This window comes from Streptomyces sp. NPDC002588 (genome assembly GCF_040295925.1).
Taxonomy (GTDB): Bacteria; Actinomycetota; Actinomycetes; order Streptomycetales; family Streptomycetaceae; genus Streptomyces.
This window is the reverse complement of the sequence record NZ_JBEOWF010000011.1, coordinates 180,049-203,268: the sequence shown is the minus strand read 5'-3', so window position 1 is coordinate 203,268 and position 23,220 is coordinate 180,049. Positions and strand designations below refer to the sequence as shown.

The 23,220-nt window shown below is 71.2% G+C and carries 10 protein-coding genes and 1 pseudogene; 8 read left to right on the top strand and 3 right to left on the bottom strand.

All coding sequences use genetic code 11. From position 1 onward, the window contains the following. Positions 1-99 precede the first annotated feature (99 nt). Complete coding sequence (locus ABT057_RS15325) at positions 100-5,379, bottom strand: DEAD/DEAH box helicase (RefSeq protein WP_352343398.1); 5,280 nt, start codon at positions 5,377-5,379, stop codon at positions 100-102. Positions 5,380-5,602: 223 nt separating this feature from the next. Here ABT057_RS15325 and ABT057_RS15320 point away from each other — a divergent pair, with 223 nt between their 5' ends. Further along, positions 5,603-6,616, top strand: coding sequence for a serine/threonine-protein kinase (locus tag ABT057_RS15320; protein WP_327715986.1), 1,014 nt, complete (start codon positions 5,603-5,605; stop codon positions 6,614-6,616). A gap of 179 nt (positions 6,617-6,795) precedes the next feature. Further along, positions 6,796-8,847 carry an N-6 DNA methylase gene (locus ABT057_RS15315; protein ID WP_352343396.1) on the top strand — a complete coding sequence of 684 codons (2,052 nt, stop codon included), beginning with the start codon at positions 6,796-6,798 and terminating at the stop codon, positions 8,845-8,847. A 28-nt stretch (positions 8,848-8,875) separates the two neighbouring features. On the opposite strand, the gene ABT057_RS15310 is transcribed toward ABT057_RS15315, so the two are convergent. Next, a complete protein-coding gene (locus ABT057_RS15310; protein WP_352343394.1) occupies positions 8,876-10,357 on the bottom strand; it encodes a serine/threonine-protein kinase in 1,482 nt (493 codons plus the stop codon). 182 nt (positions 10,358-10,539) lie between these two features. On the opposite strand from ABT057_RS15310, the gene ABT057_RS15305 reads away from it, so the two are divergent. The 4 genes from ABT057_RS15305 to ABT057_RS15290 all read left to right on the top strand — a co-directional run bounded on the left by ABT057_RS15305 (position 10,540) and on the right by ABT057_RS15290 (position 20,423). Next, positions 10,540-12,276: a PD-(D/E)XK nuclease family protein gene (locus tag ABT057_RS15305; protein ID WP_352343392.1), complete on the top strand. Its 1,737-nt coding sequence runs from the start codon at positions 10,540-10,542 to the stop codon at positions 12,274-12,276. Beyond that, entirely contained in the window at positions 12,269-13,537 is a 1,269-nt protein-coding gene (locus ABT057_RS15300; protein ID WP_352343391.1) for a pPIWI_RE_Y domain-containing protein, read from the top strand. Before ABT057_RS15305 ends, ABT057_RS15300 begins: the two co-directional genes overlap by 8 nt. Continuing rightward, entirely contained in the window at positions 13,530-17,300 is a 3,771-nt protein-coding gene (locus ABT057_RS15295; protein WP_352343389.1) for a pPIWI_RE_Z domain-containing protein, read from the top strand. Before ABT057_RS15300 ends, ABT057_RS15295 begins: the two co-directional genes overlap by 8 nt. 81 nt (positions 17,301-17,381) lie before the next feature. Further along, the gene (locus ABT057_RS15290) at positions 17,382-20,423 is read left to right on the top strand and encodes a pPIWI_RE module domain-containing protein (protein WP_352343388.1); all 3,042 of its coding nucleotides are present in this window, start codon (positions 17,382-17,384) and stop codon (positions 20,421-20,423) included. A gap of 346 nt (positions 20,424-20,769) precedes the next feature. On the opposite strand, the gene ABT057_RS15285 is transcribed toward ABT057_RS15290, so the two are convergent. Then, positions 20,770-21,330, bottom strand: coding sequence for a hypothetical protein (locus tag ABT057_RS15285; protein WP_352343386.1), 561 nt, complete (start codon positions 21,328-21,330; stop codon positions 20,770-20,772). Between the two features lie 618 nt (positions 21,331-21,948). Between ABT057_RS15285 and ABT057_RS15280 the strand changes: the two genes are divergently transcribed. Then, positions 21,949-22,221 (top strand): helix-turn-helix transcriptional regulator, encoded by a 273-nt coding sequence (locus ABT057_RS15280; protein ID WP_352343385.1) that lies wholly within the window; start codon positions 21,949-21,951, stop codon positions 22,219-22,221. Positions 22,222-22,383: 162 nt separating this feature from the next. After that, a pseudogene (locus tag ABT057_RS15275) lies at positions 22,384-22,722 on the top strand (DUF6083 domain-containing protein); the annotation flags it as partial. Between the last annotated feature and the right edge of the window lie 498 nt (positions 22,723-23,220).

The window sequence follows — 23,220 nt, the reverse complement described above, 5'->3', positions numbered from 1 at the left end:
AGGGGTCGTTCGGGCGGGTCAGCCGGGGCGGTGGCCGGGCGGATCGCGTGCGGTCCGTGGACCGGGGCGGACCGAAGGGGTCCTCCCCGGTCCCTGAGATCAGCGGCGCGCCTCGCCGAACACCGAAGGGTAGTCGGCCACGGCCTTCGACCAGTCGTCGTCGTAGCGGATGCGGACGACCTCCCAGCCGATCTCCTTCAGCCGCTCGGCGGCCTCCTCGTCGCGCAGCGTCGTCTCGGCGTGGTCGTGGTGCGGGCCGTCGACGAAGACCGCTACCGGACCGAAGGATGTGTCATAGACGAAGTCAGGCTTGGACAGGGCCGCGCTCAGCCTGACCTGCTGGTGGTCGGGCAGGCGGTGGCCGTGGGTCCTGAGGTAGGCGACGAACCGCTCCTCCAGGGAGGAGTCGGCGCCCTCGATGAGCGCGTCGGCGTGCTCGTCTCGGGTGCGGCCCGCGTGGCTGGAGCCGACCTCGCCGCCCGCGAAGTCCATCAGCAACTGCTTCACCAGGGTGCGGTCGATCATCCGGTGGTGGCGCTGGTTGCCGAAGGAGAGCAGGCAGTCGTAGCAGCCCTTCTCGCACGGGTCGCCCTTGCGCTTCTCGGCTCCCCGGTCGCGCCCGACCTGGTCGAAGTGCGCGATCTCCAGGGCCCGGCGGGCGGCGCGGGCGAGCGCGTCGGGCTCGGCCTGGAGGCGGCGCAGGACGCCCGCGCCGCCCTCGGCGCTCTCGATGAACAGCAGCCGCTCGCGGGGACCGTCGTGCGGCGGCAGCTCCTCGGTGTCCAACTCGGAGTCCTCCAGCTGGAACTCAGCCTCGATGCCCCGCTCCAGCGCGTACTGAAGGGTGATCGCGGTGTCCTTGTCGACGGGGGCCGCGAGCTTGAGGACGAGGATGTTGCGGGTGTCCTGGACGTACGGGATGACGGGGATCTTGCGCACGACCTTCTCCGCGTCGGCGAGGCCCTCGTCCTCCACCGGGGTCTCCCGGCCGGGCGCGCTCGCGCTCGGCCTGCCGGTGGAGCCGGCCAGCCACTGGCCGGTGACCGGGTCGAGCCAGAAGCCGATGTCGCCCTTGGCGACCGAGCGGCGGTAGCCCAGGTTGGTGAGCCGGACGGTGGCGCTGTCGCCGTAGACCAGTTCGGCGAGGAGGCGGCCGGCCGCGGCCTTCGCCTCGGCGCGCAGCGAACCGTCCCGGCCGCCCTCGTGCTGCTTGAAACGGTAGGAGATCTCCACCGCGTAGCCCGTGCGCTGGCGCTCCTCCTCGTCGGAGGAGATCCGGTCGCGGCGGTGGGTGAAGACGGTGTGCAGGTGCAGCAGCCCGGTGCGGGGGTCGCCGTACGAGCTGCCGCAGCCCAGGCAGGTGTCCTCGCGCCGCTCCTCGGGGGACAGATAGCCGCAGCCCTGGCACACCTTGGCGCTCTCGGTGGTCAGTTCGCCGCTGGTGTCCGGCGGCAGCTGCACCCGGTCCACCTTGAACCGGCTGCCCTCGTGGTAGATCAGCGCGCCCGGCCCGAACTCGCGGATCGCGATGAACCGGGACCGCTGGAGGTAGTCGCCGTCGTAGCCGCGGCTGGTGCGGCCGGTGCCGGGGATGTACGCGGCGAGCGGCAGCCGGGGGAAGGAGTAGCCGGGCAGGAAGCCCTCGGAGGCGAAGTAGCGGTACGGGTAGAAGTCGGACAGCACCGTGCGCTCGCCGCCCTGCCTGTTCTCCAGGAGGGCGATCTGGTTCTCCGCCTGGGCGCGGCGGCGGACGGCCTGGGCCTGGGAGCGGCCGGTCGCCGTGCGGTTGCGGATGTTGTCGTGCTGGATCTCCCGCTCCTCCAGGGCCTTGCGGTAGAGGTTCCGCCAGCGTCCGCACTTCTCGTCGAAACGCCCGGGGGCCTTGGCGACGGTGTCCTCCAGCCACTGCTCGTGCCACCAGGACGTCTCGCGCAGGGCGTCGACGCAGCCCGCGAGGACGGTGCGGGCCCGCACGAGGGCGCGCTGCTGGGCGGCCGGGCCGCCGATCTGCTCCCGCACCTCGGGCAGCAGCTCCAGCGAGGGGGTCTTGCCGTCGGTGTCGAGGATCCTGGTCATGGTGCGGCCGAGTTCCAGGCGGGTCTCGGCGAGCCAGATGGCGTGCACGTGCGAGGCGAGCAGGTCCTCGTTGGCCAGGTCGAGGCGGGGCGCGGCGACGGTGCCCGCGACCATCTGGTCGGAGCGGGTGAAGTAGTACTGGTCATGGCTGTTGCCGGTCGCGCAGTACGTGGTGACCAGCGCGGGCTGGCCCGAGCGGCCCGCGCGGCCCGAGCGCTGGGCATAGTTCGCGGGGGTCGGCGGGACGTTGCGGAGGTTGACGGCGTTGAGGCTGGCGATGTCGACGCCGAGCTCCATCGTGGGCGAGCAGTACAGCAGGGGCAGCGGCAGCCCCTTGCTGAACAGCTTCTCCCGCTCCTCGCGGACGTCGGGGTGGACCTGGGCGGTGTGCTCTGCGGCGTGCAGTCCGGCGAAGGTGGACGCGACCTCCTTGTAGAGACCCTTGAAGAAGGCGTTGACGCGGGGGCCCCGGCCGGTGCGGTAGGTGCGGCGCAGCCGGTCCACCGCGCCGTGCTCGTCGTCGCGGGCGTGCCAGCGGATCACCGGGTGGTGGATCTGGTAGCCGGGGTCCTCGCCCCGGCCCTGGGTGATCCGGCTCAGGACACCGCCGTCGGCGAGGACCTCCAGCAGGTCGCGGATCACGTCCTGGACGTCGTCGAGGGAGAGGTCGTGGCCCCAGCCCGGGAAGGTCTCCGGCTTGCGGACGTGGCGGCCGAAGGCGGTGCGGCCGGTGAGGTTCAGCTCGCTGCGGGTGCGCCCGGAGCGGCCCGGCCGGCCGGAGCGGGCCACCGCGACGCCGGGCGCGGGGGGCGCGGACTCGGTCTCGGCGATGGCCCAGGCGTCGTTGAGCTTGGCGGACTCCTTGCCCAGTTCGTTGAATTTGGCCTCGGTGAAGTACGGGGTGTCCACGGCGCGCTGGCGCCGCAACTCGTCCATGAGGACGCGGGCCAGGTCGAGCCGGGTCGCCGGAGTGGCGGTGCGCAGCGGCCCGGCGGCGCGCTGCCAGCGCTCCTCGTCCTGGGCGATCTGGTCGAGCCCCGCGTACTCCAGGCCCAGCAGACCGGTCTGCTCCAGGTTGGGCATGGTGATCCGCCAGCCACGCTCCAGGTCGAGGAAGAGCCGGTACTCCGCCACCTGGGCCAAGGCGCTCAGCGTCTCCTCGGCGAGTGCCTCCACCTCGGTGGGGTTGTTGGCGTACTCGTGACGGGCCAGCCCCATGGCGGCCACGACCTCTTCGCCCAGCCGCTTCCAGCGCAGGCCCGCCTCTCCCGCCTTCAGCATGGCGCGGTAGAGGGCGCCGCGCAGCTGGGTGACCATGACGAAGTCGTTGAAGTGCCCCGCCTGCAGGCTGGCGTCCTGACGGTTGTCGACGAACGTGAGCAACTTGCGTGCGTCGTCGTCGAGTTCGTCCGCGGGCAGGCTCTTGAGGTGGCGGACGATGGAGGCGCTGACGACGGAGGTGGCGGTGGAGCGGCCTTCCTGGTCGAGCGTCATCAGCTTGGCGAAGTCGCGCTCCCTGACCTGCTCGTAGCTGACCCCGCACTCCAGGCAGAACAAGAACGGGGCGGGCACGTAGGTGGCGTACAGGCCGTCTGCGTCCTTGTTCACCGCCGTGCCGTCGGGCCTCACCCACACGGGCTGCGGGGCGCGCTTCTTGCGGCTCGCGGTGAGGACGGGCGTGCCCTTCTTCGGGTCGAGGGTGAGCCAGCTGTCGGGGAAGCGGCGCTGGTCGATCGCGTCCGTGACACGCTCGGGCCACGGGTTGGCGGCCGAGAGGTAGAGGTAGCCCTGTTCGTCGTCCGCGTCCTCACGGGTCCGGAAGGCGACCCTGCCGTCGTCGCTCTGCTCGCGGGCCACGGTGAGGTACTCCTGGCCGCACTCGCGACAGAAGGACAGCGGCAGCAGGAGCTTCTCCGGCTCTCCGGGCACCCGCTGCTGGTAGGTGCGGGTGATGTGGCGGCTGTCCGCCGGCTCCAGGGAGACGTACGCCGAGCCGCCCTTGGAGAGGAACTGGTGGAGGCGGAACGCGAACAGCGCGCGATCGTCGGCGTCGCGGACCTGCGTGCCGGCCCGGAGGGTGGACCGGATGGCCTTGGCGCAGGCGGTGTACGGCTCGTCCTCGGGTGCGTCGCGCGGGATGTCGAAGGCGTCCTCGCGCAGGGCGCGCGCGGCGAGCTCCACGGTGGTGGGCTCGGCGCGCACCAGCAGGCGGGTGCCGTCCTCGTCGGTGGTCTCGGTGAGGCCGAACGCGGTCTCGACCCAGCGGGCCAGCGGGTCGGCCTTGAGTGCGTCGTACTCCAGCGGAGGGTTGTTCTCCCTTACACGGGCGGCGAGTTCGGCACGCGTGGGAGGCGTGTCCCCGGTTGCGCGGACCAGGGTCTCGCCCACCACCCGGTCCGGGGAGATCCCCGTGTCGAACAGCGTGGAGGCGACCTCGGCGACCTCACGGCGGCGGGCGGCGGGGGTGCCCTTGGTGGACATGGTGGCGGAGGTGCCGACGCACTGCAGGGCGGGCGACTCGCACGCCTCGCGCACACGCCGGACCAGCAGGGCGACGTCGGCGCCCTGACGGCCGCGGTAGGTGTGCAGTTCGTCCAGGACGAGGAAGCGCAGGCCCTTGGCCCGGCCGATGAGCCGCTTGCGCTCCTCGGGGCGGGTGAGCATCAGCTCCAGCATCACGTAGTTGGTGAGCAGGATGTCCGGGGGGGTGTCGAGGACCGCGTCCTTCTCGGACTGCTTCTCCTGGCCGGTGTAACGGGCGTATGTGACGGGCTCGTTGCCCTCGCCGTATCCGGCGGTGAGGAACTTTCTCAGCTCGCCCCGCTGGCTGTTGGCCAGCGCGTTCATCGGGTAGACGATGATCGCCTTGATGCTCGGGGGGTCTCCGGGCCGCTTCTCGCTCAGGATCCGGCTGACGATGGGCACGATGTAGCCGAGGCTCTTTCCGGAGCCGGTGCCGGTCGTCAGGACGTACGAGTCCTTCGAGTCGGCGGCCTCGATGGCGTCGCGCTGGTGCCGGTGGAAGCGGATGGGACGGATCGTCGCACCCCGCTTGTCCTTGCCGGTGCGGAAGATCCGCTTGCACTCGGGGTGGAGGAGGCCGAGGTCGTCGGCGAGGTGGTCGACAGTGCCGCCGCTCGCGAAGCTCGGGTTGAGCGAGAGCCAGGGGTCGGGCCACTGGTCGCCGTCGGCAAGGGACTTGGTCACCTTCTCGCCGATCCGCGGGTCGTCGATCACCACCGATCCGGACGTGTACTCCTTGTAGTCCCGGATGAGCCGGCGGTGCACCTCGAAGACGTCCACGTGATCCTCACTAGCTCCCGACGTGATCCACGCCTCACCGTAGTGGGTGAGGCGCACGGGACGAACCGCCCCGCCTTCACCCCATTAGAGCAAGAGCATGTGAACTCAGTCAACGAATAAAGCGTCGCGCGGACGGCATTCGAAGCACCACCGTGTCACACTCTCCCTGACACCAGCCCGGGCAGGGCGCGGCAGGGCACGGAGGGGACGGGCCGCAGCGCAAATGGACACCGGAACACTGATCGCCGGTCGCTACCGGATCAAGCGCCTCATCGGCCGGGGCGGCATGGGAGTCGTCTGGCTCGCCCACGACGAGAACCTGGGCCGCGACGTGGCACTGAAGACCATGAACGTCGATTTAGGACTCACCGAGGAGCAGCGCGCCCGCGACGCCGAAAGGTTCCGCCGGGAGGCGCAGGCCGTCGCGCGACTCGACCATGCGGGCCTCGCCACCGTCTACGACCTCGGCGAGGAGAACGGCACCCGCTTTCTGGTCATGCAGTACGTGATCGGGCCCCCGCTCGACGACCGGATCATCGAGGAGGGCCCGCTCTCCATCGAGGAGACCGCGTCGATCGGCGTCCAGATCGCCTCCGTTCTGGGCTCGGTGCACGCCCGCGAGGTCGTGCACCGCGACCTCAAGGGCAGCAACGTCGTGATCCGCACGGACGGCGTGGTCAAGGTCCTGGACTTCGGCGTCGCCGCCTTCCTCGACCCGGACACCACAGGCCTCACCACGACCGGTGAGCGCCCCGGCAGCCTGGAGTGCATGGCGCCGGAACAGGTGCGGGGCAAGCCGGTCGACCCCCGCACCGATCTGTACGCGCTGGGCTGTCTGCTGTACGCGATGCTGACGGGCGAGCCGGTCTTCACGCACGAGTCCGAACTGATGCTGCCCGGCATGATCCTTGAGCAGCCGCCCGTACCGCCCGGAAGGCTCCGCGCGGGCATCCCCTCCGAACTGGAGGACCTGGTGCTCCAGTTGCTGGCCAAGGACCCCGACGAACGCCCCGCCCACGCCGGCGAGGTGTGGCGGCGCCTCGCCGTGTGGCTGCCCGAGCGCCGCACCCCCGAACAGGCACTCGTCCCGTGGGCCGAGGTCGACCCGCTTCGGCCCTTCACCCACCCGATGGGACCCGAGGCGCGGCCGGTGCGGGCATGGGCGGCATCGGGGCGGAACGGCCGACCGGGGCGGACGGGGGCGGCGTCAGGGCGGCACGGCCGGCCATCGCGCTGACCCGCGCGCCTCGCCGACCGGAACGCGACGCACGCCCCCAAACCCGCCATGACGCATCTGTGAACAAAGTCAATGGTCATGTACGCTGACCGATGCAGTTCGGAGGAAGGGTGGCTTGATCACACACCCATGACCGAGGGAAAAGTCCTCCCTCCACCAGAAATGCCCTGGGAGTGTAGATGTCCACGTCGCGCGCCGTACCGGTGACCTTGGCCGAAATCGCCCGCCTTGCGGGTGTGGGACGAGCCGCGGTGAGCAACTGGCGGCGGCGGCATCCGTCCTTCCCCGAGCGGATCGCCGGCACCGACACCAATCCTCAGTTCTCCTTGACCGACATCGAGGGCTGGCTGCGCGACAACAAGAAGTTGAAGAAGTCCGCCGAGAGGGAATGGCTCTGGCCCGGTTTCGAGGCGCTCGGCGGGCGGGACGAGACCGGGGCCGCGATCGCCGAGGTAGGACGGCTCCTCTCCGGGCGGGTGAGCGACGAAGGCGAAGAGATCCGTGCCGACACACGGGAGTTGATCGAACGGGCCGTGGATCTCGGCCAGCGCGAGGGAGGCACGGAAACGTTCGCTTTTCTGCTGCGCCGCTGGCTCGACGTCCATGTGCGCCAGATCGCCACGACCCCGGAACCGCTGGCATCCCTCATGGCGCAACTCGCTCTCAGGGCGGCCAACGGCCTGGCGGGCGACAGCCCGGGCGGCTCCGGCGGCACCACGGTCATGGACCCTGCTTGCGGCCCCGGGCATCTCCTCCTGGCCGCGGCCGACGCCGCGAGGGCATCCGGCGCCGAGGCACTCACGCTGCTCGGCAGTGACCGGGATGCCGTCCTCGCCTCGCTGGCGGACTCCCGCATGGCCCTCGCCGAGAACGACGGCCACAGGGAGAAGGAGTGGGCGCAGGTCTCCGTACGGGCTGCTGACTCCCTACGCGACGACCCGTTCTCCGGCACCCCCGCCAACATCGTCCTGTGCAACCCGCCCTTCAACGAACGGGACTGGGGATACGAGGAGTTGGCCACCGACGCCCGCTGGAGCCACGGCCTTCCCCCGCGCACCGAGCCCGAACTCGCCTGGGTCCAGCACTGCCTGGCCCAGCTGCGGCCCGGCGGCGCCGCGGTACTGCTGCTGCCGCCCGCCGTCGCGGCCAGGAAGGCCGGCCGCCGCATCCGCGGCTCGCTGCTGCGCACCGGGCAACTGCGGGCCGTCGTCGCGTTGCCGCCGGGCTGCGCTGCACCGCACAGCGTCTCCCTGCACCTGTGGGTGCTGCGGATGCCCTTCCACGGGGAAGGCACACCGGTGGGCGATCGGCTGCTGGTCGCCGACGCGGCCTCGCGCTTCCCCCGGGACCCGGAGGAGAAGTGGACCCCCGACTGGGCGGCGATCAGCGCTTTCGTGCGCGAGGCCGTCGAAGAGGCGGACTCCCCACAGGCCCCTGCCTACGTACGACAGGTGCCCGTCATCGAACTGCTCAACGACGAGGTCGACCTCACCCCTGGACGCCACATTGCCCCGCCCCCGGCGGACACGGCACTCCGACTGGCCGAATCCTGGCGGGAGTTCACCGGGCTCACCGCGAACGTGAACAAGTCGGCCAGGCTGCTCGCGGCGCTCGACCTCGCCACGGCCGAGGCGGAAACACCGACGGCAACCACAGTCGCCGAGCTCGCCCGGGCCGGGGCGCTCACCCTGCGCGGCGGCCAGCAGCCACCGGAGGAATCGATCCACGCCGGCCCGCCGTCCGACGACGGCATCCCCCTCCTCACCGTCCCCGATCTTCTGGTGGACGGCGAACCCCGCAGCTGGCTCGCTCCCGGCACCGCGGCGGCCGGCGAGGCCGTCATCGCCGAACCCGGGGACATCGTGGTGGTGGGCGTCGCCCGTGCCTTCTCCGCCTGGGTCCACGAGGGGCCGCCGACCGCCCTCGGCCCCCAACTGCATGCCGTGCGAGTACAGCCCGAACAGCTCGACGCCTGGTTCCTCGCCGGTTCACTGCGGGCTCCCGCCAATGCCCGGCAGGCCGGCACCCACACCACGAACTCCTCCCGCATCGACGTCCGCCGTCTTCAGATCCGCCAGGTTCCCCTCGGAGAACAACGGCGCTACGGAGAGGCGTTCCGCGAACTCACCGCCTTCGAACGGCTGCTGCGCCGCGCGGCCGACCTCGGCACCAGCCTTGCCCGCGACCTTGGCGACGAACTGGCGGCCGGACGCCTGGCCAACCAGGCGTAGCACATCGGCTCGCCCGCAACGGCTGGCGTCACGCCTCCCCGTGTCTGGGCTCGGCCAAGCGGGCCGTGAGCTGGGCGTCGACCGCGTGGCGTACGGCCTCGACACGAGCCGCGAGTTCCGGTGGCAGTCCGGCGGCGGTGCGGCCCGCCGTGTCGACCGCCGCGATGGCCGCCTCCAGTTCACCGAACGTGAGCCGGCACTCGGCCGTGCGCAGCCGGATCAGCGCGCGATCGGCCCGCTCGGCCGGGCCGTCCCCGTGAATGAGATCGTTGTCGACGGCCTGGTAGAGGCGGGCCGCAGTGCCGAAGTTGCCGGAGAGGCGGAATCCGTCCGCAGCCCCCTGCCACACGCGACGCACCAGAGGGCGCCGATCACCCCACTCCTTGCGGACCCGTTCTGTCAGACCGTGCAGCCGGTCGGTCGCGTCGCCCGGCTCACCGGACGCAATCTCCGACTCGGCCTGCGCGCAGAGCTGTTCCACCACGCGGGCGTCCAGCCACTCGTCGGCCGGTGCGGACGCGACAGGCAGCGTGAGAGCGACCGGACGCGGACGAACAGCCTGGTCCCGCGGCCGACGCAGGGGGGCGGTGGGGTCGGGGTGGGTGCGGGGCCGGGGTTCGGGATCGCCGATCCCCGGGGCGAACGGGTCGAGGACCTCCAGGACCTCGTCAACGGCCGGGCGCTGCTCGGGCTTCTTGGCGAGCATCCGCAGTACGAGATCGTCGATCGGCTCCGGGATGCCCGCGGCGTACGTGCTCGGTGGCAGCGGCTCCTCGTTGAGGTGCTTGTCGGTCAGGCCGGACTCCGCGCCGAGCGGGAACGGGGGCCGCCCGGTGAGGAGTTCGTAGAAGATGCAGCCGAGGCAGTAGACATCCGTGCGCGTGGTGGGCTCGCGCTCCAGGAGCTGCTCCGGCGCCAGATAACCGCGGGTGCCAAGCGTCGAACCGTGTGCCGTGTAACGGGTGGCGTCGGCGTGCAGCGGCTTGGCGATGCCGAAGTCGATGAGGACGGCCCACCCCTCTTCATCGATCATGATGTTCGCGGGCTTGAGGTCCCGGTGTACGACCGGGAGCGTGTGTGCGCAGGCCAACGCCCCTGCCACCTGGATGGCGACGGCAACTGCCGTGGCCAGAGGCAGGGGGCTGTGCTCGTCGAGGAAGGTCCGCAGACTCACTCCGGTCACCAGGCGCATGGCGATGTAGGGGACGCCCCGGTGCGATCCGCTCCCGTAGAGTTCGGTGATTCCCGGATGATCGAGCGTGCCCAGGAGGTTGGCCTCGCGCCGGAACCGGGCGTTCCTGACGGCGAGTTCGACATCCCGCTCGTACGGGTCGAGGCAGTACAGGGCCTCGGAGTCGTGGCGCAGGAACTTCACCGCCACCTCCCGCCCCCCGGACACCTCTCGGGCCCGCCAGACCTGGGCCATCCCGCCCTTGCCCAGAGAGTCCTTCAACTCGTAGCGCCCGTCGACCAGATCACCCACGCCGGGCTTGTACGTATCCGCGTCCACCACTGTGCCCCTTCGCACCGCTGCGCATCAGACCCACCAGCGTAGCGTGAAAGATTCTGGACACGAGCCGTCCATGGACTCAGTTCACAGATTTATGCCATGCTCTAGTGGCGCCCGGACGTCCTCGGACTCCCGTTGCTCTGGGCACCCTCCTGCCCATACCGCCTGTCACGGGGGTCACCATGCAGAACCCACCCGGTGTCGCCGGCCACGACTGGTTGATCAGGGCGAGCCCCCGGATGGCCCGGCCCGACGACGCGGCCTGTCCCGCCCACCGACGCACCGCGATGCGGCCTCTGCTCGTCGCCGACCCGGCCGTGCCGTTCCGGCGGCCACCCCGCGAGGAGTTCGCATTCGGCCCGCTGTTCACCGCCCTCGACCTGGTGGAACACGACGGATGGTCCGTGGAGCGGGTACGCGAGGAACTCCGGGGCACCCGTGGTCCCTTCCGGGGATGGGGCGCCCCGGTCCACCCCGCCCACCTGGCCTGGACCGCCCACTCCCTGGAGCGCTACGTGGCCGCCCGTACCCGCGAACAGGCGGCCGCCGTCGAGGCCGGGCTGCCTGAGACCAAGCCGGTGAAGCAGCCATGGACGTGGCGCACTCCCCGCACGGACGCTCCCGACGCCCGTGGCGCCCGGCAGTACGAGCACACCCTCTGGGGCCGCATGTACGCCTCCTCCGACGGAAGAATGCGCGACCTATGGCTGCCTTCCATGGGCCGGGCCAAGACCGGCCGCCCCGACGCGGAACTCGGTGCCGTGGCACAGGTGATGGCCTTCGGCGCGCCCACGCCTCGCCGCAAGCAACGCGCCCAACCTCCGCCCACCGCGACCGAGAGCACCAGCTTGCCCCGATTGGTCCGCGTCTTCGACGTCGGGTGCGCCGACGGGTCCGTGGAGGAGCTGCTCTCCGAAGACCCCGGCGAGGCGAGGCAGCGGTTCAGGGACGACGCTGTGCCTGCCTTCGTCACGGCTGCCACCGAACTCGGCGTGCAGCCCGGGGAGAGCTGTGTCGACTGCAAGGCCATCGCCGGCTGCACGGATCTGAAACGCACCCCGCGGCTGTGGGGCGGGCGCCCTCCGGCTCTCGCACGCCAACGCCACTCCGTCTCCGTCTGGGACCTGCGGCTGCACGCCGAGTGCCCCGCCCAGTACCACCTGGTGCGGCGACTGCACCTCACCGACCTCTCGGCCGAGGACCGGGGGGCACGGCGCGGCAGAGCCGTCGATGCCTGGCTCGACGCAGAGCACGCCGAACGCCCGGTGCGCGGCTGCCGGGACCGCGAGATCCCCGAGCCGACGGCGGTACGGGCCAGGGCCGGACTCGACGACACCTCCGCACGCGAGGCTGCCGGGATGCTCGCGGAACACCGGCTCCTGTGCCCCCTCAACGGACTTGACGCCGACGAGCAGGTGCTCGTACAGCATCGGGTCACGGCCTACGTGCCCGAACTCGACATCGTCGTCCTCGCCGTACCCGACCTGGTGTACACCCACCGCGGCCGGTGGATCTGGCGCGAGACCAAGACGTCGGCCCGCCCGCTGTGGGAACGCGATTCCCTGCTCCACACCTATCCCCAACTCGCCCTCGGTGTCCTGCTGTTCCACGCGGGCGCGCTGGGCGACGACCCGCGCCGCTCCTGGGTCGAACTGGAGCACCTACGTGAGGGCCACGGGGAGAGTCGGCTGGAACCCATCGACCCCGGCCGCGACGAGAACGTCGACGAAGCCCGGGCCGTCATCGCCGAACTCGCCCAGCCACTCCTGGACGACACCACCTACGAACCGAGGACCGGACGCCACTGCTACGGCTGTCGGGCCCGGACCTGGTGTCGGCCCGGCACCGCCTACGTCACCGACCATCCGCGCCCCGACACGCAGACCTCGCCACGAGGAGACGCCACGCCCCATGCCTGACCAACAGCTCGTACCGGACTGGCTGTCCAACCCCGATGTCGTCCTCCTGCGGGACGTGGCCACCGCCGTACTGCACCTGGCGGCCGTCGACCGCCTCGACTCCTTCACTCTGCCCTACCCGGCTGGCGCGCAGCGGGCCCTGGATGCCCTGGTACTCCAGTGCCTGCGCAACGGCGCCAAGCCCCCGGCCGGAGTGCCCGAGATGATGCGCTGGGCCCGCGCCCGCCCCCTGGGCAGCTGGCCCCTGGACCGACTGCCCACCGACCTGTTCGACACCGCGGACCAGCTGATCGAGGAGGATTCCGGAGAACCCTCGCAGCTCTGCCACGAGCTCGCCGTGCAGGGGTACGGCGACAGCACCGGACGGCAGTACGACCGCCTGGTGATCCACGAGGCCCTGCGCGCCTGCCGGGCCATGTCGTCACCCGAGTCGTACACGGCCTTCCGTCGCCTCCTGGTGGATCGGCCCGTCCTCACCGAGGCGGACTGGGCCGAGGTGAGCACCGACCTCTTCCTCGACCCCGTGCGCTTTCTCGTCGAGGAGATCTATGCCCCCGTCCCGCTCGGGTTCCGCCGGGACGGCGCGTACCTGTGCTGTCACCGCTGCCTGACCCTGCTCCATCCAGTGTCCGACACCGAGTGGTGGTGCGAGCGCGACCAGTGCCGGCACCAAGGTCCCCCACCGCGCGGCCGGGAACTCGTCGCGTCCGAGGTGGGCGAGCTGCGTCAACTGCGGAAACCTCTGCGGCAGTTCGTCACCGGGCCCGGACGCGCCGAGGTCTTTCTGGAGGACGAGCTACGCGCCCTGGGCCTCACCGTCGAGATGTGGCCCGGCTTCGACGCGTACGACCTTCGCATCACCTTCCCCGACGGTCACGTGTGGGCCGTCGACGTCAAGGACTGGGCACACCCCGCCTTCCTCGGACGCGCCGCCACCGCCGTCCGCCCCGAGCCCCCGTACGACGAAGCCTGTTGGGTGGTGCCCGCATTCCGAGTGCGCGCCCGCCGTGACTACCTGGCCATGTACGCCAAGGAGCGGGGCGCGGGGGCTGGCGGTCTGCGGCTGCTGACGGACGACCAGCTGAAACGGACCGCGCGGCTGCGGCTGTCCGGCGAACGCGGGCCGGACGCGTCCATCGCGCCCCTGCACACAGTGCCTCCGGCCAGGGAGCACGGCGGGGCACGCACAGCGTCGTCCCGGTCCGGAAACCAGACGGCGGCGACCGACGGCGCCGGGAAGAAGGGAGCAGACCATGCGTGACCGTAGCAGCTGGTACCAGCCGGTCGTCGCCGCACTGAGGCCTTGGCCCGAAGAGCACGCCGGGACCCGGCCCGCTCTGCTCTGCCAGGTCGAACTCGCTCTGCGACTGATGGAGACCGTGGCGCCCGGTCACGCTGCCGGCGGGGCGTGGACGCTCCTCGGCGGCTACGGGCTCGCCTTCGCGCGGGCCTCGAAGCTCCCCACCGGCACCACCGAACAGGTCGCGCTGGCCGCGGCCCGGCACCTGCTCTGGCCGATGCGCCGCAGCCGGATGTGGGAACAGAGCCTGGGCGCCTATTTGGAACTGCCCGAACGGCTGCGCGCGTACCGTGTCCCGGCGGCCGGGGAGCCCGCCCACCGGGTCCCCCTCAAGGTGGCGGCCGACCGCTTCACCACCTACGACGACACACTCGCGAACCTCCCCGGCTTCGCGACGAAGGTGCTTCCCCCAGCGGAGGCGGGCGAACACCGGTTCATGGACCGCCGTCACCGGCGCACTTCCGTCACGGTTCCCGCCGATCTCGTGCGGGACCCCTTCCCCGGCCACCCCCTCACCGCCGAACGCCCGGCCACCGCAGGCCCCCTCGACGTCCCACTCGACGAACTCGCCGCCATCGCACGGTGGATGGACGCGGAGGAGCGGCGGCGCGGGCTCAAGGCGGGGAACTGGGAGCAGCGTCTCGCCCAGCTCGACCTCGACACCCGTACCCCGGACGGGACAGTCTTCGAAGCGGCGTCCGCGCTGCCGCTCGACCGGCTCACCCACCTCGTCGGCATGGTCGGCGCCGGCAAGTCGACCTTGATGACCCTGCTCGCCGTCTGGGCGTACCACAAAGGCCTGCGCATCACTCTCGTCGTCGGCGACGTGGCCGAACAGCTGACGCTGACCGAGCTGTTCCGCACGCTCGGCCTGAGCGCCGCCCTGGTACAGGGGGGAACGACGCGGCCCCAGCACACCCAGCGGCTGCACCGCAGACTCGCCGCTCGGGGAGAACACTCGCTACTGGCTCACACCGGGCCCGTCTTCGCCCACCTCAGCACCGCCTGTCCGCTGGACGCCCTGCGCGCACTCGACACGTCCGAGCCGCTGCGCTACACCGACGCGCCGTGCGGTGCCCTTCACCCCGCTCGGCGCAATGAGGCCGCCGAGGAGCTCGCGGCCGAACGCGCGGTACGCGAACTAGAACGAGCCCGAGGCGCCGTCGACAGGCAGGGCGCCACGGACGACAACGATACCGATGAGGAGGACCTGGGCACCCCGCACGCCTGCCCGCTGTGGAGCGTCTGCCCCCGGCACTCCGCCGCGCGTGACCTCGTGGACGCGCTGATCTGGGTGGCCAACCCGGCCAGTCTCGTCCAGACGGCGGTTCCGCGTCAGCTCAACGCCGAGCGCCTGCGCTATCTGGAGCTGGCCTGCCTGCGCAGCGACATCGTCGTCGTCGACGAGGCTGACCGCGTACAGATGCAGCTCGACCAGATGTTCGCCCCGTCGGCCACGCTCGTCACTACCGGTGTCTCCGACTCCTGGCTCGACCAGCTGCAGACCCACGAGATCGCCGAACTCGCCCGGCAGGGACGGCTGCAGCTCTCCGACCAGGACGTGGAACGGTGGTCCTCCGCCCTGGACGTCGTAGGTTCCGCCGCGGACCGGCTGTACGCCATGCTCATCGACGACGGAAGCCTGCGGGACTGGGCTCAGATCGACTACTTCAGTGCCTGGACCCTCCAGGAGAAGCTGCTGCACGCCTGGTACCCGCTGACGCGAGGCCAGGCCGCCGGGCGGCCGGACAGCACGAACGAAGGGGATGTCGAGGACGAGAGCGCACTCTACGAGGACGAGGAAGGGATCGGGGCCCATGGCGGCTCCCCCGTCCCTGACGCTCCCTGGGCGCAGCGACGCACTGAGATCACCGGGTTCTTCGACACGTTCCGCGACGATCCGCTCGGCGGGCGCGGCCCCTATGGAACCCCCGCCGACGAGCTCACGGCCCTCGCCCACGACGTCCTGCACACCCTCGACGAGAAGCGGACACGGCGCCGTGTCCGCGCGCTCCTCGACTCCTTCCTCATCGGAGCGCCGGGCCCGGAACAGCGCCCCATGCCCGCTGCCGAGCGAGGCAAGGAGCCTGCCCCCGAGGACGTACCACTCTCCGAGGAGTGGCGTGAACTCAACGCACGGCGGCTGGAGTTCACACTCGTCCTCGCCGCCCTGCACCAACGCCTGGACCGGGTGACGTTCCTGTGGCCTCAAGTGGAGGCAGCGCTACGGCTGGACTCCGCGGCCCACGAGCTGACCCGCCGCCCGCCCCTCGACTACGCGCCGCTGCTGCCCGAAGCGCCCATGGGCAACGTCCTGGGCTTCCAGTACCTGGTGGACGAACGGGCCGCCGCCCGCAACAAGGACGGGCACCGCACCGGCACCCTGCGCTTCTTCCGTTGCGCGGGCGTGGGCCGGGAACTGCTCCTGGGTCTTCACCAGCTCGGCGCCGACCCAGGCCTCGGCAAGGCAGGCCCACACGTGCTGCTGATGTCGGGCACCAGTTGGGCCGGCACCTCTACCCGGGCCCACGTCCTCGCCCCCGTCCGCGCCGTACTGAAACCGCAGCGCAAGGCTCTCGATGCTATCCGGAAGACCGTGTTCCGCACCGAGTTCCTCTACGACGCCGCAGGACAGCCGATCCGGCTCTCCGGCCAGGACCCCGACCAGCGCGAGGACGTCCTGCGCCTGATGATCGACCGGCTCGCCCGGTCCCGGAGCGACGGCAACGCCTCCCCTCTCCAGAGCGAACTCGCCCAGATCCCCGACCAGCGCCGCAGGCGTGCCCTGCTTCTGGTGGGCAGCTACGCGGAAGCCAAGGTGGCCGCCACCGCCCTGAACGAGATCCCGCGCTGGCGTGGCCGGGTACGCGTCCTGGCCGCCGACGACGCCGAACTGGAGGCCGCCGTCGACGGGACGGCGCCGACGGGGAGCCAGGCGCCGGGCACGGGATCAGGTGCGGGAGCGGTCCGGCGTGGGGACCTCGCGTCCTTCGCCGACGACCCGGACGCCGAACTGCTCGTGGCACCCCTCCTCGCCGTGGAGCGAGGACACAACATCCTCACCGCCCCCCAACGGCACGGCGAGGAGAAGGTGGCGGCGTTCGGAACGGTGTTCTTCCTGGTCCGCCCGCATCCCCGCCCTGACGACCTCTCCCTGGCGGTCTTCGCCATCAACGACTGGGCGACGCGGTTCGTACGCGGTCAGCTGAAGCTGCCGGACGAAGGGACGTTCAGCGACATGGTCACCCAGGCCGGGGACCTGAACGCGGCAGGCAGTGCTTTCAGGACCACCGCACGCGGCGTGTGGCGGCACGTACTGTCACGGCCCTACATCTACTCCTCGCTCTCCGATGACGAGAAGAAGTCCTTCGTCTGGGACCAGCTCGTCACCATCTGGCAGGTCATCGGGCGCCTCGTCCGCGGTGGCGTACCCGCCCGCGTCGTGTTCGTCGACGCGGCCTTCGCACCGCAACTCGCCGCGGCACAGGCCCCCTTCACCGGCCAGGGCCGGCGTCCACGCCGCGCAGGCGACCCCGGGCTGCTGGTCAGGCTACGGGACGTTCTGGCGCCGTACTTCGCCCACACCGACAAGGACACCGGCACCGTCGAGTACGGCGCGCGCACCGATCCCGCCGACGCCGCACTCGTCAAGCTGCTCTACCGCCCGCTGTACGAAGCACTGTGCGCCATGGGGACGTCACCCGGCCCGCGACCGATCGACTGAAATACGTCAACCACCGCCCTGAGCAGCACTGTTGGCGAGCAACCGCACCGCCTAGGTATGGACATCGCAGGGAGAACCGATATGTACAAGAACATCCGCCGATCCGCGTACCACCTGGCCGAGGAGGGCACCCCCTGGACCGAGGACTTCCACGCACTTCCCTTCCCCGAACACTGGCATGCCGGACTCCTCGAACTGCACAACCACGGGCGGGACGAGGAGAAGCGGCAGCCGACGCTGCCCACCCGCCGACTCGACGGCGTGCTCCAGACCCTCGCCCCCGACGTGATCGTCCGCCCCCGGCCGCGGATCCCCGTGGAACCGGGGCCGCAGGCCGCCGAGGACTTCTGGATGTATGTACCGGCCTCGGCGCCCGACCCCCTCCCGGGCCGTTCCATGCAGCAACTCCTCGATGCCTGGCTGCGTACCCTCGGCCCCAAGGACTCCGCACAGGATCCCCGGTTCCGCTCACTGTTGCTCGCGAGCAGCACCGAGCTGAAGCAGAACCTGCCCGAGTGGCAGCCGGTCACAGGCGTCGAACTCCTCACCACCCCGACCACCGGGGGCGGCACAGCCGCCCCGGAACCGCGCCAGTTCCAACTCGCCACCGACGCCCTGGCACGCCGCATCCTGACCCTCGATCCCTTCCCGTTCGAGGGCGGGGAGCTGCGGTTCCGAGCCCTGCCCCGCGGGCCTCGGGACCAGGGCGCGGAACTCATGTCGCAGCCTCTGTGCCGGACCGTCAAACGCAAGGAGTGGTGGTTCTCCGTCCTCCTGAACATCTCCCTGCACACCACGCCCTTCGACCCCAGGCCGCGGCTCCACCTGCACTGGGGTGTACGCCGCTGGGCGACCCACCCTCGGACCACCACCAAACGCCTCAACCTGCCCATCCGGGAGGCCACTACGGTCTACCTGCGGCCCACCATCCCCTGGCTGCCGGGCGCACCGGCCACCGAACGCTACGCACTGGCACGCCTGCGCCGCGACCGGGCCGCCGACACCTTCGTCTGGTCGGAGAACGACACCGCCGGCATCCTGCGCGGACTCAGCCTCGCCGGCAACTTCCCCGACCCCGAACAGCTCCTCACCGAACCGGTTTCCTGGATCGGCGAGGGCCGCGGCGTCCGCGCCGCCGTGGTCCACAGCACCAGAATGGGCAAGCACGAGATCGGCACCGGCTTCATGCCCAACCAGCGGGCCCAGCTCACCGAATGGGCCGAGCAGGCCCTCCCTGAAACACTGGCCCGGGTACCCGACCTCACGCGCGGACGCGGCAAGGGCATCGGCGCTCCGGAGAACCGGCGGCCCAAGCCCAGGACCGACGAGGCCAAGAAGACCGAGCTGCTGCGTGAGACCCGGGCACGGCGCGTGGCACTCGCGGCACAAGCCCGGATCGCCTCCCACGGCCCGGAACAGGCCGACCCGCCCGTGGTGGAGGCCCGGCTGCTGTGGCAGTCGCCCGAGGTACGCGGCGAGGCAGTGGAACAGTTCGCCAAGGCCCTGGGCCTCGACGGCGACGGCGGCGCCAGTGCCGCCCATGTCACGGACCGGGACTTCGACGAGGCCACGCCCGGAGCACCGGTCGTCCTGGAGTGGCGGACGGCGGAGGTCACACTCCGGCTGCGCTGCCTGCCCCTCGCCGACGGACTGGGCGACCGGCTCGTGCCCGACCCGGCCGTCAAGGGCAAAGGCGCGGCGCTCGCGGCTGCCGTCGCCGGACGGCGCCGCGCCCTGCGCGCATGGCTCCGCACGGACGGCGCGGACCCCTTCCGCCCCGAACTCGCCCTCGTGGAAGTCGCACACCGCAGCACATTCCGCCCGGCGTCGACGGACCCCAAGTTCGCCATCCGCCTCGGGTGCGCCGACGCGGGCCTGTTGACTCAGTTCGTCGTCACCCCGTCCACCGACCGGCAGATCGACAATGCGGAAAGCCTCGACCACCGCACGTGCAGCTCGTGGCTCGACGGACTGCGCCAGCTCGGCGTCCGCGTTCTGCCCCAGCACACCCTCGGTGACGATCTTCCGGACTCGCTGCAATACGCGGCGGTGTGGATGGTGAAACGTCGCAAGGACGGCCCGACCCGGTTGCCCAAGCACCTGCCTGTGGCCGTCCTCGTCACCCCGCTCCCGGCCGGGGAAGGCCTTGCAGCCGTACGCGGCTGGGATGACACCGCGGGGGAATGGGTGCCCTACCCGCAGTTCCTCCTCGGTCTGGTGAAACAGGCGGAGATCGACCCCGAAGCGTTCACGGAACCCGGGACTCCAGACGATGACGCACGTCCCGATGCCCCTAGGGTCACCGGCAAGCAGTGGCGCAGCAACCTCGCCCAACAGCGCAGGGAGACCGCGGCATTCCTCCAACGCGTGCTGCACTCCCTCCGAGGGCAACCCACCGCACTGATCACCCACGCTCAGAACAGCCGATTGCACTGGCCCTGGCTCCAGGACGGCCAGACCGAACGCGATCTGATCAAGACCGGCCACGCCCCAGCAGGACGACTGGACGACGAACTGCGCCTCGTACGCGTGCGCGGATGCGGCGGTCGCGAGAGCGCCCAGTGGTGGGGGCTGGCCGACCCGGGCAAGCCCCACGGACAGCCGGCCGGCTTCTGGGCACAGGATCCCCAGCAGCAGTACAGGGCTTCATCGCGCGAGCGGATCTTCTACAGCACCACCGAACGCCCCGGAACCCATGCGATCTCCCCCGCACTCGACCGCCTCGCCACCCGGGTCAACGCAGCAGGCAACCTCACCTCGCAGGCGGGCACCAGCGCCTGGAACCCGACCCTGGTGGAGATCGCGGTACTGGGCTGCCACGAGGATGACGATCCGGCTGCCCCCGTACCGGAGAAGCCCGACGACCCCGAGGCCCTGGCCCTCGCCATGCACCAGCTCCGCCAGGCCCCGGACTACGCCGCTGCCCTGTCTCTCCCCCTCCCACTCCACCTCGCGGGGCTGGCCCAGGCATATGTCCTCCCGACACTCGCCGACGGCGACCGGACTTCGAACGAGGGGTCGGACACACCTGCTGGAAACCAGAGCATGGAGGACCCAGATCTCGCCGACGCGGCCGGACTGTCCACGACGCCGGACGACGAGGCCGAGACTGCCCACGACTGACGACGGGATCGACACCTACGCGGTGCCCTGACGACGGAGGACACCAGTATCCACAGGACCTGTGTTCTGAGAGACCGACGACAGCCCCTGCATGCACCCTTCTCTACTCGTGTGCGCGGTCAGCGGAGGAAGGCGGAACACTGGGGTGACCGTGACCAGTTCGGGTCTGGCCGCGACGTCGGTCACGTCGCCATCGGTCCCCTCGCCGCCGGCGCGGTCAGGCGTTTCCCTCGCTCATCCCGTTCCAGGGTTCGAACCCGCAACCGCTTACCCGACAGCACGTCTGACGAGCCAAGTCACCCCCGCCGGCCGTTCCCGCATCTCACGGTCAGCAAGGGGTTGCCGATCATCGCCTCGGCGCTAGCGTCCAGTGCACGTCGCCTAAATCCGGGCAGATCCACCACCCTTCCAAAACGCCGTTCGCCGTCAGATGGCTGAGCACACCGTGGAACCCTTGATCGCGCAGGCCACAGTCACGGATGATCCGGTCGCACTCACTCAGCCCCTCCCCCGAGGACGGATCGCTGCGCGCCGCGAGATAGACGCCCGACAGTCGCAGCTGCGGCTCTGCTCCACCGATCCGGGCAGGGCACCCGGTGCGCAACGCCCAGTCGGCCGCGCGCCGCCGGTCGGGGCGGGCCGGTGACTGGGCGAGCAGCGTGGCGTCGCGAAGCTCCGCAGCCACTCCGGCCGCTCCGGGACCGTTCACCATGCTTGCCCACCGCGCCTGTTCCAACTCGCGGCAGGCCTGCACCGGATCGATACGAAGGCTGCGCAGCAGGCCCGCACGGAGTTCGACGTGCAGGTACGCGTTCATGCGCAGGGCGCACTGCAGGGCGAGGAGCCTCGCCCCGGCGGACACGTCCGCGGGCAGGGCCGCGGCCAGGTAGCTGAGGATCTCGCTCACGCGGACACGCTCCCCCGGCCCCCGGCCGGGCCGGGGACCGCGCGGCCGCGCGGAAGGCGGGTGGAACGGTGCGGCCAGCACGGTGTCGGGCACGACGGCGGCCTGGGCGGTTGCCGCGGCGCAGGCGCCGCAGGCGTCGGCGAGGCGCCAGACACGGCCGCCACGTTCGCAAGCCAGGAGCAGGCGGATGGGCCCCGCGCACCCGCGGTGACGGCGGTGCCACCGGCAGCCACGTTCATGACACTGACAGATCCGCAGGTGAGGAGCCCTCAGGTCACCGCGGGCATGCCGGGCGAGGTGAGCAAGGGCCGCCGAGCGCGCGGACTGCGCGGTGACCCGTCGGCCGTCCCGGGGACAGTGCTGGCAGACGAGAACGAGCCCGCCGGTCTGGCATCGCAGTTCCACCGTCCAGGTCCGCGCCGCCCGTGGACACACGGTGCGCAGCCTCATGGGCGTGTGTCCCTCCCTTCCCGGTCCGGCGCCAGCCCCACCGCGCGGTACGGCGGGACGGCCGACACCGTAGTGCAGACCCCTGCCCTCCCGCCGGTGGAGCCATCGGGAGAAATAGGGCAGAGGTCTGCACTGACAGGGCAGGGGTCTGCACCGTCGGATGGTCGGGTGACGATCTTGCCGCCCGATCCGGACCTCGACGCCCTCCGACTGGAGCTCGGGCGTCTGCGGGCTGAGCGCAGGTGGAGCTACGACGAGCTCGCCTCCCGCAGCGGCCTGGGCAGGCGCACTGTGATCGAGATCGAGCAGGGCCGCACCGTCGGCACCCTCAAGACATGGCACGCCCTCGCACACGCCCTGGACACACCGCTCGACGAGCTCTTCGCCACCCTCTGCCACGAGCACGGCCTCCCCAGCACCGACGACAGCTCCGACAGCTGATACGGGCCCGTCCAGCGCCGGCGGCGATTCACTCGATCCGGCAACGCCCTATCGAATGCGCGAGCAAGCGTTCGCACTGTTGTCGCCCCGTTCTGCTCTGCCCGGGGGATCATCAGGGTCGCGTACCGCAGGCGGGGCGTGTCGGCTGGCAGGTTCGCCCGCATGTGCCCCTCTCCTTCTCCTTCCGCGCGGCGCTGGGACGGCAGCCGCGCGAGCGCGCCCCAGCGGCGGTCCCTGCGTATCGCCCCCGACAGTGCCAGCCGGTTGCTGCGATGCGGCCAGACCACGTCCTGCCGCGAATGCGGCAATCCGGTCGAGTGCTACCTGGGGGCCGACGACCGGCTGGTGCGGCTGCATCCGCACGAACTGCCGGTGGCCGGGGTGCCGGAGTCCTGCCGCTGGCACGTCAGCCGCGGCATCGTCCATCCCGCGGGCGACGGGAGCATCTGGTGCCGGCTGGCACACGACCTGCTGTGCCCAACCCGCCCGGCTCCGACGGCCGCGCCGCAGCTGTCCGGCCTGCGCCGGACTCTCGCCCTGCGCACCCGCCGTCTGCTGGACACCGGAGTCCTCGCTCCACCTGCCACACTGGCAGGCGGCCCGTCACCGGGCGAGGCCGTCTGCCGTCCAGCCCGGCCCGTCGTGCAGCTGCTGTTCGTCCGCTACCTGGCCTCCCGCCCCGTCGATGAGATCCAGTGCGTCGCCCAGACCCGGCGCCGAACCCGCTGTACGGCCGAGGTCCTCGGCCCCGGCGGGTTGCTCGGGGTGTGGACCCTGGTACCCGTGACCGTGCACCACGGTCAGCTCGCACTGCCGTCGGATGTCATGGCCGTCTACAGCCTGTCCGCACTGCCGTACCAGAACAGCTGCGCTGGCGCACCCAACGGTGCCGGGACCATGCCACAGCGTCGACCGCCGGTGACCTCGCCGTCGCGGACTGGGAACCCTTCGACCCGCTCCGCCACCACGAGCACATCCACACCCGCCTGCCCACGCACG

Bases quoted from the DNA above. Each gene is read 5' to 3' on its own strand.
- ABT057_RS15320 (WP_327715986.1), top strand. From the start codon at position 5,603: ATGGACACCGGAACACTGATCGCCGGTCGCTACCGGATCAAGCGCCTC.
- ABT057_RS15315 (WP_352343396.1), top strand. From the start codon at position 6,796: ATGTCCACGTCGCGCGCCGTACCGGTGACCTTGGCCGAAATCGCCCGC.
- ABT057_RS15305 (WP_352343392.1), top strand. From the start codon at position 10,540: ATGCAGAACCCACCCGGTGTCGCCGGCCACGACTGGTTGATCAGGGCG.
- ABT057_RS15300 (WP_352343391.1), top strand. From the start codon at position 12,269: ATGCCTGACCAACAGCTCGTACCGGACTGGCTGTCCAACCCCGATGTC.
- ABT057_RS15295 (WP_352343389.1), top strand. From the start codon at position 13,530: ATGCGTGACCGTAGCAGCTGGTACCAGCCGGTCGTCGCCGCACTGAGG.
- ABT057_RS15290 (WP_352343388.1), top strand. From the start codon at position 17,382: ATGTACAAGAACATCCGCCGATCCGCGTACCACCTGGCCGAGGAGGGC.